This is a genomic window from Paraburkholderia sp. SARCC-3016 (assembly GCF_031119615.1).
In the GTDB taxonomy this organism is placed as follows: Bacteria; Pseudomonadota; Gammaproteobacteria; order Burkholderiales; family Burkholderiaceae; genus Paraburkholderia.
In genome coordinates, this window is the sequence record NZ_JAVHZD010000066.1 from 1 (window position 1) to 13,734 (window position 13,734).

Below are 13,734 nucleotides of genomic sequence, written 5' to 3' on the forward strand. Positions count from 1 at the left end.
CGATACCAACGACACAACAGGGCTCTCTAGATTTATCAACAACATAGCGAGGTTGGGCAGTATGAAACGCACTTGTAGTGACGCCGCCACTGCTCGATCACAACCTTTGCTTCCGTGCGGGTTCGAAACCATTCAAGACTCAGGCATTCATCCCGGAACTTGCCGTTAAAGCTTTCGTCCGCGCCGTTCTGCCAGGGCTTGCCGGGTTCGCTGAGCGCCATGTCCATGCCGTTCTGTGCAGCCCACTTCAGGATAGCCCGCGAGACGAACTCCGGACCATTGTCAGAGCGCAGGTAGCGAGGCGCACCATGAACGCTGACCAGTTGGGACAGGACTTCGATCACGCGCCCCGATCGAATCGATCCGGCCACGTCAATCGCCAGGCATTCGCGCGTGTACTCATCGATCACCGTTAGACACTTCAACTGCTGGCCGTTGACACACGCATCGAATACGAAGTCATACGCCCAGACGTGCCGTGCCCCCGTCGCCGGCTGTGGCCGCGGCCGATGAACCGACACGCGACGGCGCGGGCGTCTGCGTGGCACCTGCAGGCCAGCAAGACGCCACAGCCGCCATGCCCGGTCAGCGCTCATCGGATGACCTTGCCGCTCCAGAAAGATCTGGATGCGACGGTAACCATAACGCGGATATTGCGCCGACAGGATGCTCATTGCTGCAAGCACCGGCGCGTCCCGCACCGCGAGCGTCGACTCGTAATGCAACGCCGATCTGGCGATCGACATCAGCGCGCACGCACGCCGCTGCGACAGGCCCCGCGCTTGCGCGTACGCGACCTGCTGGCGTCGGGCGGGCGCTCACCACTTTTTTGCGTTGATCTCTTTCATTACATCCAGTTCGAGATCGCGCTCGGCCAGCATCTTCTTCAGCCGCGCGTTCTCCTGCTCAAGCTGCCTGAGCCGCTTCACGTCGGCCGCCTCGAGCCCGCCGAAATGCTGTCGCCAGTTGTATAGGGTCTGGTCGCTGATCCCGTACTTCTTCGCGACCTCGGCAATCGGCGCCTTGTCCGCCTCCCGCAGGATCGTGACCATCTGCTCTTCGGTAAACCGGCTCTTCTTCATGACTTCCTTCTCTCTGTTGGAAGCCATTCTCTCAAGTTTCAGCTGGTCCGAAAATTCCAGGGCAGGTCACGGCGGTATGTCCTTGATCGCCGCGCTGATGGAGTCCAGGAGTCGACGGTCAAGCGCGAACTCAAGCTGTTTTCGGCAGCGATCAATTTTGTAAAGTTGGAACATGATCGCCCTGAGCTAGTTAATCCTGTGGAGAGTCTAGGGCTCTCGGGTGGAGGACCCCGGGTGCGTTGGATTTCACGGTCGCAAGCCGGATCGCTGATCGCTGCGGCTGGTGCATTCGCCAAGCGCCCTCACCTTGAAAATTTCATTCGCCTTGCTCTGTACACCGGCTGTAGAAAAAATGAACTACTCCGGCTGGAGGCTGGAGTGGTCGCGGGTTGATTTCGAAAGACGGTGCTTTTCCCTTGAAGCAAAGCACACGAAATCCGCAAGACATCGGCTTATTCCGTTAAATGATTCCGCGCTGTCGGTGTTGCGCAATCAGCAAAACTGGGTGTCGGACCGTTGTCCGGGTTCACCGTGGGTGTTTGCGTCGGAGACTGGTGCATGCATCACTACGCTGCAGAAAGGGTTCGGGGCCGCGTGTGCGCGTAGCGGCATCGATGACTTCCGCATTCATGATCTGCGTCACACTTTCGCATCCTGGCTTGTGATGGATGGCGTATCACTTTACGTCGTTCGAGATCTGCTAGGCCATTCGTCCGTGACTGTCACCGAGCGTTACGCACACCTCTCTCCAGATCAAGGGCGTGAGGCGGTCCAACGTTTGATGGCGCTCTGACCGCGCGTACCTGTACGCTTCAGCGTGGCGCGTTCAAATGGTCCCGTTCAAGTTGGATGATTTGTAAGGCATCTTGACCGCGTACTTGCTCGTTCGTTGATGGCTAGCGGTTTGTTAAGTGGTACGTGGCCTTTATGCCCGACCACTTTTTTCATTTTTGTGTTGTGGTCCTGCTGTTTCGCGATCGGGGGCGCAGTTTCGCCTTGTGTTCTGACATAGTAAAGGTCGCCGGTGAGGATAGGCACTCCTCTCTTGACTTAAGGTGCGGTATGGATTTGAGAACAAATCCCCATAATCGGTCTTATTCGACTGAATGGGCGGAAAATGTCGGTCAATCGGACCAAGGGGGCGGTGTCGGATCAACGAGGCGCAGTTCGCAATTGAATGTTGGCCATGGACCCCTATCTGGGTTATCACCGATGCATCGCGGTGCTTCAGGCGCATACGATTTGGCACAAGTAGGTCAGGTAGCGCCATCGGAGCTCCCTCACCCGGGCGAATCTGCTTCGCTTGATTCGCGTGTAGTACAGCTTCTTCTCGGTCCAAACCTCGATCATTCTGCTCCCAGGAGCCTGCCTTCGGGTAGGTCATTCGATGTTGCTTCAATGGGTTGGATTTCGTCCCAGCTTCCGCCCAATGTTGCGGCCGCAACAATACGTGTTGCTCTCAAGAATCGTTTCTTTGCTCCTCCTCAAGACGCTCGTACACCGGCAATACCGGCGGGCCACGAATGGTGCCGTGCGCAGTTCGTTATTCCGAACGGCCCGGGGCAAGGAAGATATAGGTTGGCTGCGCAATTTGGACCGGTAGGTGGAACCAATATCGGATTAGTTGCGCTGAACATATCGCATCAATTGGAACGGAACGCTCCCGTTAGCGACAGTCGTATCGTGAGACCTTTTGGTGCTTACGCCGGGAGTATGACGCAAGCGTCTGGTCAACCTGTTTCTGAGAGAGATTTGAAGCCGTATCTCGATCTAGAAGGCCGGCACGCTGACCTTTTCAATACCGGGGCAATTCAACGAGTCGACGTAAGCCGTACGCGAGATTTGGGTCCTGTTGAGGAGGTTGACATGGACGAGTTCCGGATTGTCAATTTCTCGCGGACAGGCACGATGCTGGCGACCGGTGGTGTTAGTGGTTGCGTGGCTGTTTGCGCCCGTGGTACTACCTCGGCAGGAGAGGAAATGCTGGGACTATGGCATCACTCTGGTCTTGAGGACTCTAATGTGGTGTTGCAAACTCTTCAGTCGGGACTGGAACACCATGGAGTGGCTCGCGATGATGTTTCTATGTATCTAGTCGGGGGATCGATTGTCCCCGAAGAGGACGAGGGGGGTAGTATCGAGACGGAAAGTGAGCTTCTCGCGCTTCGCGATCGATATAATATTCACGGAGCTGCGCTGCATTTGTCTGTCGGCGAGTATGACCAGTCGGGGCAGCCCAATGAAGTTGGGGTGGTTTTGCATCCGCGAAACATCATGTACAGTCCGGGGCTGATTGTGGACTAATCTTGAGAGGCTGGCGGTGTACTGTAACTGGGGTAGTTGGCCAGAGTCGCGCGAACGAAGCTCAAATTGTGTTGCGCGGTTTTGCTGTTCATGCATCCGTGATATGTTGCTGTGATCTTTGGTCGGGTCCATTTGCCCCGAAGCCAGCGATGACCCGCTTATAGTGCATAAGCGGGTCTACGACTGCAAGCGTCCGGTTTCTTTAAATGGTTAGGCAAGTTCGCCGACATGCGAGTGCGACTTGTCGGATAAATCCGGTGAGAAGTCTGTAAAGATTTTCATTGCGTTGGCATAGACGCTGCCCTTCCAGAGCAGGAATCGTCGACCACGGTCATACGGTTTGCGTCGTGGGCCGGAGTCGTTGCGGCTCATTGCTCGGGCTGCTGACGGACGTAGCGCCAGAAATGATGACCCCGCCCCCTAGCGACCGCCCCTGAAAGGACGACGCGTCATCGCGCTGCAAATGTGACATTTTCCGACCCGAAAAATGAAAGCGCGAGTTGTCGGACCATGTTTCAACGCGCGAGAGCTTCAATGCTCCTCAAAATGTGACGCTTTCCGACCCAAGCTGTCGCCTATACCAAGCTCGAGTCAGATTTGACCCGATTGAGCCCGCTCTTTGTCACCTTTGGCGTTAGCAACCGCTCACATCTCGCGCCTTGGTAGCGCGAAACAAGGATCTCCGGGTCGCAATATGTCACTTTCGAACGGAGACATCACGATCATGGGGCTATCGAGTCGGAATATGTCACTTCTAGCGGACGGGTACATAGCTTAAGTGCTCTGTTTCAAACGGGTCGGCATACGTCACCGTGTCCCATAGGTCGGAATACGTCACCACTCCATCGAGACGGGTCGGGATATGTCACTTTTGCGCCCGATGCGGTTCGGGTCGGAATACGTCACTGTTGTACGCCGTGTTGCGGACAGGTCGGGATATGTCACAGTTCTCCCGGGTCGGTTCATGTCACCTTTGGGAAGTCCTCTTTTTGCTTGCTGGAATTGCCAAGTAACGCACGAGACTGGTTCGACAGGATGTTTGGATGGCGTCGACGGTCGACCTACCATCAAGGTTGTTGTTTTTTTGCATCGGATCGCTATCTTTTCAAAAGCTTCTTTTGTAAGACAGTTTGTACTACCCTTTGTAGAACCGTTTGTAAACGAAATGCGTATGGGCGGAAACCCTTGCCCAGCTTGCCTCTCCGCGCTCATCGCGTTGCCCTAAAGTGACATCTTGCGACCTCGTTGTGACTCATTCCGACCTCTCATGGACAAAAAGCGGGCCGGATGTGACGTTAAGCGACCGTTATCCACATCGGTGACTTGCTAATGGGTCATGTCACCTTATAATGGTGACGCCGTCTGCCAGGAGTCACTTTTGGACAAAAAAAGCGGGGCTTCCTCCGGAGAATCCCAAGTCGAAATTGTTGAGATCGAGCCCCTGCATATAGAGGTTCTCGACGAACCGCCCCTCGATGGCGACGGCCGCGTCAAAGGCACAGTCGCGATGAGCAGAGCGCTGGTGAACGCACAGCAGGGCCTTACGCTGAACGAAAAGCGGGTGATGATGGCCGCGCTGCGTTGTATCGATAGCAAAAAATCCCCCTACCTTCATGGGCGCTCGAACGGTTACGTTTCGGTGAGAGTCCGCGCGGACGAGTTCGCAGCGCTTGCGGCGTTGGCGCCTCGCTCGGGAGAGAAGCAAGCGACCGCGGCGTACGAGGGATTGAAAGAAGGTTGTGCGAGCCTCCAGAAGCGCACATTGACCTACATGGACGGCCCACGGAAGGTCACTCTTAACTGGGTGTGGAAGGCCGTGTATCACGAACGTGAGGGCTGGGCTGAGATCTCGTTCTCGCCGGACCTTACTCCGCACATTTTTATGCTCCAGCGAAGGTTTGTGTCGTACCAGCTCGAGTTCGCAAGGGGATTGCAGTCCTTATATTCATGGCGATTGTTAGAGTTACTAATGAGGGAGCGCGATCGGGGACGACTGCTCATTACGCTAGATGACTTCAGGTCGGTACTAGAAATACCTGAGACGTATCGGTTTGCAGACATCAAGAGACGGGTTATCGAGACCGCGGTCAATGAACTGAATTCGAAGGCCGATCTGGTGGTGAGCTGGAAGCCGATCAAGCTCGGCCGAGCGGTCAATTCGCTCGACTTCCAGTTCATCCAGAACCCGCAGAGCCGGCTGGCACTTGATGACGCCGCGTAGTCACGAACCGATGGCATTTTCATTCGCGGTACAACAGCGTTAGCTGTTCTCTACTTTGGCCGGCGTACTTCCGTGACCATCCTTTTCCAGTTGTTCCCGCAAAAGCGCGAGATAACTTTGCGCAGTCTCCGAATTTCCCAAGGCTAGATCCACAACGATGCGGCCGTTGTCCCACTCCTTTATGGTGCCCAATGGAGTGCCGTCTGCCCGAGCGATCTTGTACTGCCGCGACATGTTTTTGCGGACTCTCTTTCCCTGTTCGAGAGCTTCCCGTATCGACTTGACCTTCGCGAATGAAAGTTGCTCATCGCGGATGCGCTCTGTAAATGCAATCGTCTTCGCGTCCGTGCCTATGGCCTTATGGTAAAGCGCTACCTCATAGCTAATGTTGATCCCAAACGGCTCGGGCGTTTCAGCCATGATGTCTCGCACCGCGTCGGGCAACTGCAGAAGCGACAGGAGCTTGCTGACCTTCGACTTGTTTTCCCCGATCAGCCGGGCGAGCTCATCGTCGCTTTTGGCAATTCCGTTATCTAGCAACTTTTGATAACCGTATGCGATATCCAATGTGGTTTCGGCTTCCCGTTCGCTGTTAGCCGCGCGCGCCAGACGGTAGAAGTCAATAGGCTGTAGCCCTTCAAGTATGCAGACTTCGAGCTCAGCCTTGTTCAGCGAGGCGGCTCCGCGTTTCCGATAATGCCCGTCAATAAGCACAATGCGCGACGAGTCCGACGTACTGCGCGCAGCAAGCGCTGGAACCAATTGGCCTTCTTTAGCAATGGAGTTTGCACGAGCAGCGATCTTTTCTTCGCTATAAATTGTTCTGCTATTCAGAGGGTTATCATCGATCTTGTCAATGGGCCACCTGGCAAAGGTGCGGGTCACCTTGCCCTCTTTCTCCAAAGTCTGCACGTAGAAAGTCGTATGGTCGTCAGTTGCGTGGACACCATCAGCATCTCCGACAAGCAAACTGTCTCTGCCCCCCAACGCCGAATCAATCTTGTCGAAGCGCGAACTGACTTTGGTCTTCCGCAATTGCTGATCGCGCGCCGAGCCTGCGTTGATTTGCTGTGAAAAATCCTTGCGCGCCATCATTCTTCTCCCAGTACATCCAAAATCTCGTCCACAAGCGCGTTGATTTCCTTATGCGCTGCCTTCGCCCCGGGAATCTGCAATACCGTCGTTCCGGAGACTTCTGCCTCCTTGTAAGCCCCTCGCAAACCGAGCCGCGTTCTGAACATCTCAATTTCTTCATCTTGTTCGGCTGCTTTAAAAACTTGGCGCACGATGGTGATGTTCTGATCCATATTGGCGACCGCCCGGAGCTTAAGATCGGGATTCAAACCTTGCGCATGAATGCCCAGTTTCTTCGCTTCTTCAATAGCCCATAAATTGCCGCCCGAGGGGCCGATCGGGATAAGTCCGAGATCCGAAATCAGCAACGCGACAGACGGCGCAGTCGATCGAATCGCCGGCGGGCAGTCGATGACAATGAAATCAAAATCGTCGACAAATTTCCGGATCTCGCGTTCAGGCTTATTCACTTGCGACAGGTTTGCGAGAGACGCGGGAAACGGCCGATGATCCGGTGCGTTACCGATTGATATAGAGGCCGTGGCTTGCGGATCCAGGTCCACTAAGAGCGTTTTACGTTCGCGCGAACCTAGAGTTCCTGCAACGTTCGTCGAAACGGTCGATTTACCGGCACCACCTTTTTGGTTGAAAACAGTGATGATCTTAGCTGGCATGCAGTCTTCTCCTGATCCGTCGCGAGTTTCTACGTAGAAACTCAGGAACGTGAGCCGAATAGGTGCAGCGAGTCTAATGTCTGAAGACAAATGTTTCAACGAACAGATGAAAAAGTGTGGCTTTATCGTAACGACTTCGTCATCGTTTAACGGCCAAGACTTGGATGCCGCGATTGTCGGCGCAGGAGCAGTTTCTACGTAGAAACTGCAGCCACGCGGAGCCCTCGAATACCACGTCGGCAAAGACCGGTGCCCTCGCTCTCTGACGTTTCGCTTCGAATCATTCCATTGAACTGTGCCTTGGCGCCCTGGTGTTCTGCTGCTGCAGACTCTCCTACGCCATTTGAAGGACTCGACACGATTGAGGTACGATCCAGCGCGATTGCTTGACACGCTCGAAAAACAGCCATCCTACAAGAGCGATTTACTACTCGGGGATCATCGGTAATGCAGGATTTTTCAGCTCGTGAGATACCAAATCAGCGCACGGCGCTGGCTGTGTATCGGAAACTTATGGTGACTGGTGCGCCTCCGGCGACGTTCGGGCGATTTCACCTTTCGATGCTTGAGCGCGGTTTCTGGGCGTCACAGGCTCATCTCGCAAGCGACTTCGGCGTGTCAACAGCGATCGTGTCGCGCGCCATTGCGGCGGCAAGGCTTCCATTGGAGATACATAGGGCGATCGGGGATCCGAGTCGACTCACGTACGGTGTCGTTCGGCGAATCGTCCTCATCATCAAGAGCGTAGGCCTCGCTGTTGTCCGGGAGCGCGCGGCGAATATTCCGAGTGGAACTCCGGTCATGGACATCGAGTCGGCGCTGCTCACCGGAAAGCTTCCTGCGCGCCCCACAGACGTGCGCGTCAGAGTGGGGGAGGGTAACAAGCACCTCGTCATCGAGTCTGCATGTCTCAGAGACCTCATACCTCGCCTTCCGCAACTGGCCGAGCTCATTCAGGCCATGATTTCCCCCGCGATGGGGCATGAACATCGACGCTACAGGTGACGACGTGTACGAAAGAGAAGAAATCCAAGAACGCGTAACATTCCTCATTAAGTTTTTGTCGCGGTACGCGCTTCGGGCCAACAGTTCGCGCGCGCCGGACAGGGAGATCAAGAAGGGGATTAGCCTCGGTGCATTCGAATCGCGCGAGGAGGCAGAACTGCTAATCGCGTCCACACGCGGTAGGGCCGAGAGAGCAAAAGTCATTTGGCAGGGCGACAGTGGTATCCCGCGAGATCTTTCGTCGGCAGAGGAGGTGAAGGCCGAGATTGACGAGTTGATTAAGAAACATAGGCACGTACAAAACGCGCTTTCGTCGATCGGTCCTATTCTCTCGGCGGCACTGGCGAGGGGTGCCTGGCGCACGCAAACCGAGGCGGCCGCTGCGTTGGATTTATCTAAGGCTGACGTCCAGGTTGCCGTTGCGATTGGCAGGTTGCCCACGCCAGTTTTTGACTGTTTCCGCCCGGGCGAGCTCAGAGCACCGATATTGAGGCGTCTTCATGCTTTGGCGCGCAGTCAGGGATGGGAAACCCTCACAGCGAATGCGTCGCGATGCCTGGCTCCAACAGGCCGAAGGAGAAGGCCTATCAGAGAAGTGATGGATATCCTGGCTGCCGGCCACGCTGTCAATGCCTCTGACGACGGCAGCTAGACCTTATATACTGAATTTGCGTTAACAATGGCGGCTTCGGTTCGAGTCGCTGGTCTTCGAAGCGCAAAAGCAAACCGGCTATCAGTACGAGGACGCGGCCGAAGGGCAGAAATCAGCATTTTCAGTCGCTGCCGGGCGTCCTCTGCTTTTCGAAGTACCGCGCGGCCTCGCGCAGCATCCGCTCTTTCTCGGCCTGCACATAAATCGTCGTTGTCTGCAATGACGCATGTCCCATGATGCGCTGAATGACGTCGATCGGGACGTCGTTGGCGCCGGCCTGGGTGCCGAACGTATGGCGGAACGCGTGAGGTGAGGTCGACGTGAGTTGCGTCATTTCAGCAACCGTGAGATCCGGCATCCCTGCAATAAGCCGTTTCATCGCCCAGCGCACCATCTTGTTGATGGCGTCGGGCACATACGATTCATCTGTGCCGTTTCCATGCCTCTCCTGGGCGAGCGGGGTAGGGGGAACGAAAATCGGTTTGATGAGTGGACCTTCTGCCGCACTGTCAAAATCAAGCCCGCGGTCGGCCCAGTGCGCCCGCAGCGCGTCGATCGCCGCCGGGCTGACCGGCACGGTGCGCTCCTTGTTCCGTTTTCCGACGAACGTCAATTCCCATGCCGGAACGTTGTCCGCACGGTAGGGCGACGGGCGCATTTTCTCGCGCCGCGCGACGGTCAACTCTTCGCGTCGCAGGCCGGAGTCGCCGCTTAGCAGCAGCACGACCCGGACGGTGCGCCAGTATCGGGCCTCCCTCGGCGCGCATTGCTCGTCGATATATATCCGCGCCCGCTGCCAGAGGCCGGCGGGCAGGGCGCGGCCGATATCCAGGCCGGCTTCCCGCTCGATCACCACCGGGTCCTTCACCGCTTTCCACGGGTTGCCGGCCAGGTATCGGACGTCGACCAGCCAGGCGAACGCGGCGCGCAAGGCGCGAATCGCATATTTCTGGGAATCGGCGCTCATCCCGGCCGATGCGAACGGTCGCCAGCGACTGCTGCTGCGCGCGAAGCGCGGCCCAACGAAGGCAGGCGAGGGCGTTTTCAGGAAATCCTTGTATGCCTCGCAGTCGTCCGCGAGCAGGGAGCTCAACGGCTTGCCGCGCACGCAGACCGCCCACAGCAGGAAGCGCTCGAGCTCCTTGGTGTAGGCACGCAGGGTCTTCGGCTGGTCGCGGTACCGGTACAGGTAGGCGCGCACCGCCTCCAGATCGTTGCGGGCGTAAATGTAGGCGAACGCGGCAGAGCGGTTTTCACCAACCGCGCCCGATAGCGCCGCGCGCAGCGCCATGCGCTCCAGCGGGACCAGCGTCGCATGACTGCCGCCGATCTCGATGATCTCGCTGTCGTCAGCCGTGAAAGGCGGCCGCTCGTCGACGTCAGCCGGAATGCTGCCGAGCGCCGCTTCATGCTGCCGTAGCCAGGCGACGACACGGCGCGCCCGCCCCGGGCCAATGCGCCGGATGGCGCGCCACCAGCTGCCGCCGCGCGCGCTGCAGAATGCGACCAGCTCGCCGAGGGTGCCGATGCCGGCCTCTTTCAGGCGCAGCGCCACCAGCGGCCGGAACCACATGCCCACGCCGTGTTCAGGCGCCGGCTGTGCGACCGCGAGGCCGGCGGCCTGCTCGACCATTTTCAGGCTGATGGCGGTGAGGCGCGCGCTGCCATGCCGGCGGGCCGACTGCTTCAGGTGGTCGGCGAGCACCGGTGAGCCATGCTCGATCGCCAGATCGACGAGGTCCGCCTGCATCCGCCGCAGGTACGACTCGACCCAGCCTGGAGTGGGTTCGTGCCCGTCCTCGTCCTCCGTGAAGTACAGGCGCGCAATGGTCGCAGCCGGCACGCGCTGCACGAAGGCGCGCAGTGCGGTGAAGTCGCTTCGGCTGTAGGCGCGGTGATGCACGACCGGCTGGATCTGGTTGGCCAAGTTCACGCCCCCGGCAGGGTCACTGGCGCAAACCCCGGGTCAGGCGGCCCGTAGAAGTCCATTATTCCGCCCAGCTTCGGGCCGCCCCGCCGGCAGAACATATCCGCGTAATTGATACCGGCAGGCCGGTAATGTGAGGCTCGCTGGATCACATACGTCAGGAAGGCCAGCAATAGCAGGCCGTCGATCGCGTCGGTCGTGAAATAGTCATGACCCCACGCATCCCCCTCCTGGACGAGGCGGCGTTCATCTTCCTGTTCGAGAACCGAGCTGGTCCGCGCAACTTCGTCCGGTGTCTGGCCGCGGTGCAGCGCGAAGGCGTGGGCATAGCCGTGACTGGCCTCCAGAACAGAGAAGTGACTGTCCAGCACGAAGATGCCGTCCGGCTGGCAGCGCGCGCCAGCATAGCGGGTGAGGGAACGGGCGGGACTGAGCCAGCCGTCGAAGTCGCAGGTCCTGTCCAGACGGTATGCAAAGACGTGCCGGAACGGCTGGTAGTGGCCGGGGCCGTTGAGCGCGGCATCGTGTGCGAGCGCGTCATCAAGTGCCCGGGCCTTGGCAATGGCGCTGGCAAGGGAGCGGCGGTCAAGCGTCGATTTGACCTCAATGACGCCGATGACGGCGTCGAGCGGCACCAGACGCCGCGGATCTTCGTGGCTATCCAGGGTCCAAGCGGGACAGTTCAGCGCGTCGTACACGATAACGTCGAATTCCGGCGTGGTCGCATCTTCCGCATAGAACACGTGACCGCGCGAGACGCCCCATTTGGGAGGCAGCCGCTCGCGCAGGAACTGCCGCAGACGGGCTTCGCGCGGGTGGCCCTTGTGATCGTGGCGCGCGCTGGCCGCGCTTTCCTGAAAAGTGGCCCACAAGCTTGCGGCCGTGGCGCTCAGGAGTTGACGGACATCAACGGAAGATTGCGCCATCGAGGTATCTCGCTGTTGTTCTGGATCTGAAGTCCCGGTCTGTCCGGGTTTGGAAGCACTACCCCGATTTTAGGCCATTAAACGCAATCCTGATAATACGACTTATCAGGATTAGACAAAAAGGGCGGGATGGTAAAATGCGTCCGTCCGTTAGACTGCCTCAGCTCGAGCCCCGCGTTTCCGCTGACCGACGGCCTGATCCGAACGCCACCCGATCCCAACGACACACCACCACGCCGGCTTTAATGTTGAACCAACTTGACCAGATCGCGCACGCATTCTGCATTGTCCTCACCGGCCAGACACCGGGCACGCCCGAAGCGGTCTACTGCTACGACATGAAGGACGGCGCACCGCTTGGCCATGCCACCGGCACATTTGACGGCGTGAGCCTGCCGCCGGAAGCGGTCGCGGCGGGGCGCGACCGGCTGCGCGACGTGAAGGTCACGCACACGCACCCCAACGATCGGGTCAACGTCAGTCTCAGCGATGCAGACCTGCGCGTGCTGTGGCTCTATCCGGGCATCACCGAGGTGGACGCGGTCGCGCTCGACGGCAGCTGGTTTCGCGCGCGGCGCGTCGAGCGCGACGAGGATCACGCGCAGGCTAGCCGTTTCGCGTACAACGCGATCCGCCGCGCCGTGCTCGCCGAGGTGCAGCTGGTGTTGTGCCCCGAGGCAAGCACGTCAGCAGAAGTGATGGCTTTTCATGACGAGGTCCGAACCCACCTGGTGTGCGCAGCGCTTGACAGGCTGGGCGTAATCCGGTACACGTTTTGTATGGCGGACGTTCGGGCGAAGCGATGGAAAGGGCACGAAACACGTCTCGATGGCTGGATCAGCGCCGTCGTGCGAGAATATAAACGTTCCAACTGGTGAGGCATCCCATGGCAATCAATGTTCCAACTCAAGTCGGAGGCCAAGCGGTCTTAGGAAGACAAAACATTCTACCAACTCCTTGGCTCACAAGTCGGAGGCCAAGCGGTCTTAGGAAGACAAAACATTCTACCAACTCCTTGGCTCACAGAACGACATGGCTACGATCCGACTTGTCTGTCCCGCCGCCAGGAAAAGATCGCTGGCGCAAATGCGATGGTGTTCGAGCACGGTTGACCCTCCGCGGCCACCTGAAGAATTGGAAAAGCCCGCAATTGCGGGCTTTTTTGCGGCCTGCGTTTAACAGTGGCGCCGATGAGATGGGCTGACTTTGCGACATCGTTCGTAGACCATGACCTCGGTCGCGGGCGAACCCGTCGTCAGCCAGATCTGCTCCTTGCCATTGGTCCGGCGCCGTACATGACCGCAGTAACGCGTGGACACACGCGATCGAAATAGATTATGAAGTCGTGTTTCCCGGAACGCTGCTAAAGAAAAAGCTGAGACTAATACGATGCACACAAAATCCAGTAATACAACGGAAGTCGGTAATGCTTTCCGCGATGCCGTTGCGAGTGTGCTTCGTACGAAATACGCGGACGTCCGTACGGAGGTGCTGGTCGGCCACAAGAAGGTCGATATCGTGTACACATACGTTGATTTTGGCCGACGGGTCACTGTTGGAGTCGAATGCAAGTTCGAAGCAGCGCCGCTCAAGAAGGACGACATCCGGACGAAAATCTGGTCGGACTACCAACCGCTCGTCGGAAAACACCTGGATCTCGTTGTTATCGTTGCTCGCAAAGACATAAATGCCGTGGCGCGCGCGTACGTCGACGAAATATCGGCGTTGCGGTTCCAGACATACGAGCAATTCGAGGACAGCCTGATCGGGCTAAACGACTATGTGAGCCAGCTATTGAGTTTTACCAAATTCATGACAACCGATTCTCTGTTGGTGCGTTATACGGTCATCACGTTGAAGGGAGACTCG

General features: G+C 57.7%; 12 protein-coding genes and 1 pseudogene. 7 read left to right on the forward strand and 6 right to left on the reverse strand.

The genetic code is table 11. The annotated features are described in order from the left end of the window. Window positions 1-65 precede the first annotated feature (65 nt). Window positions 66-1,082: pseudogene (locus QYH69_RS35080) on the reverse strand (IS3 family transposase); the annotation flags it as partial. A gap of 307 nt (window positions 1,083-1,389) precedes the next feature. Here QYH69_RS35080 and QYH69_RS35085 point away from each other — a divergent pair. Both QYH69_RS35085 and xopAK read left to right on the forward strand, forming a co-directional pair. Further along, the gene (locus QYH69_RS35085; protein ID WP_308836225.1) at window positions 1,390-1,875 is read left to right on the forward strand and encodes a site-specific integrase; all 486 of its coding nucleotides are present in this window, start codon (window positions 1,390-1,392) and stop codon (window positions 1,873-1,875) included. Window positions 1,876-2,795: 920 nt separating this feature from the next. After that, the gene (gene xopAK / locus QYH69_RS35090) at window positions 2,796-3,386 is read left to right on the forward strand and encodes a XopAK family type III secretion system effector (RefSeq protein ID WP_308836236.1); all 591 of its coding nucleotides are present in this window, start codon (window positions 2,796-2,798) and stop codon (window positions 3,384-3,386) included. A gap of 210 nt (window positions 3,387-3,596) precedes the next feature. Here the strand turns inward: xopAK and QYH69_RS35095 are convergent, their stop codons facing one another. Beyond that, on the reverse strand, window positions 3,597-3,758 hold the full coding sequence (locus tag QYH69_RS35095) for a hypothetical protein (protein ID WP_308836226.1): 162 nt from the start codon (window positions 3,756-3,758) through the stop codon (window positions 3,597-3,599). A gap of 1,006 nt (window positions 3,759-4,764) precedes the next feature. Here QYH69_RS35095 and QYH69_RS35100 point away from each other — a divergent pair. Beyond that, on the forward strand, window positions 4,765-5,607 hold the full coding sequence (locus QYH69_RS35100; RefSeq protein ID WP_308836227.1) for a replication initiation protein: 843 nt from the start codon (window positions 4,765-4,767) through the stop codon (window positions 5,605-5,607). Window positions 5,608-5,646: 39 nt separating this feature from the next. On the opposite strand, the gene QYH69_RS35105 is transcribed toward QYH69_RS35100, so the two are convergent. Further along, window positions 5,647-6,702, reverse strand: coding sequence for a ParB/RepB/Spo0J family partition protein (locus QYH69_RS35105; protein ID WP_308836228.1), 1,056 nt, complete (start codon window positions 6,700-6,702; stop codon window positions 5,647-5,649). Beyond that, window positions 6,699-7,355: an AAA family ATPase gene (locus tag QYH69_RS35110; protein ID WP_308836229.1), complete on the reverse strand. Its 657-nt coding sequence runs from the start codon at window positions 7,353-7,355 to the stop codon at window positions 6,699-6,701. The genes QYH69_RS35105 and QYH69_RS35110 overlap by 4 nt, the downstream gene beginning before the upstream one ends. A 447-nt stretch (window positions 7,356-7,802) precedes the next feature. Here QYH69_RS35110 and QYH69_RS35115 point away from each other — a divergent pair, with 447 nt between their 5' ends. Beyond that, window positions 7,803-8,360, forward strand: a complete 558-nt coding sequence (locus QYH69_RS35115; RefSeq protein WP_308836230.1) for a hypothetical protein — start codon at window positions 7,803-7,805, stop codon at window positions 8,358-8,360. After that, window positions 8,338-9,012, forward strand: coding sequence for a hypothetical protein (locus tag QYH69_RS35120; RefSeq protein ID WP_308836231.1), 675 nt, complete (start codon window positions 8,338-8,340; stop codon window positions 9,010-9,012). The genes QYH69_RS35115 and QYH69_RS35120 overlap by 23 nt, the downstream gene beginning before the upstream one ends. Window positions 9,013-9,133: 121 nt before the next feature. Here the strand turns inward: QYH69_RS35120 and QYH69_RS35125 are convergent, their stop codons facing one another. Beyond that, window positions 9,134-10,945, reverse strand: coding sequence for a phage integrase family protein (locus tag QYH69_RS35125; protein WP_374992563.1), 1,812 nt, complete (start codon window positions 10,943-10,945; stop codon window positions 9,134-9,136). Beyond that, window positions 10,942-11,865, reverse strand: coding sequence for a DUF6602 domain-containing protein (locus QYH69_RS35130; RefSeq protein ID WP_308836233.1), 924 nt, complete (start codon window positions 11,863-11,865; stop codon window positions 10,942-10,944). The genes QYH69_RS35125 and QYH69_RS35130 overlap by 4 nt, the downstream gene beginning before the upstream one ends. A 137-nt stretch (window positions 11,866-12,002) precedes the next feature. On the opposite strand from QYH69_RS35130, the gene QYH69_RS35135 reads away from it, so the two are divergent. Further along, a complete protein-coding gene (locus tag QYH69_RS35135; RefSeq protein ID WP_308836234.1) occupies window positions 12,003-12,743 on the forward strand; it encodes a hypothetical protein in 741 nt (246 codons plus the stop codon). A gap of 511 nt (window positions 12,744-13,254) precedes the next feature. Further along, window positions 13,255-13,734, forward strand: a 480-nt coding sequence (locus tag QYH69_RS35140) for a hypothetical protein (RefSeq protein ID WP_308836235.1), incomplete at its 3' end; no start/stop codon positions are given.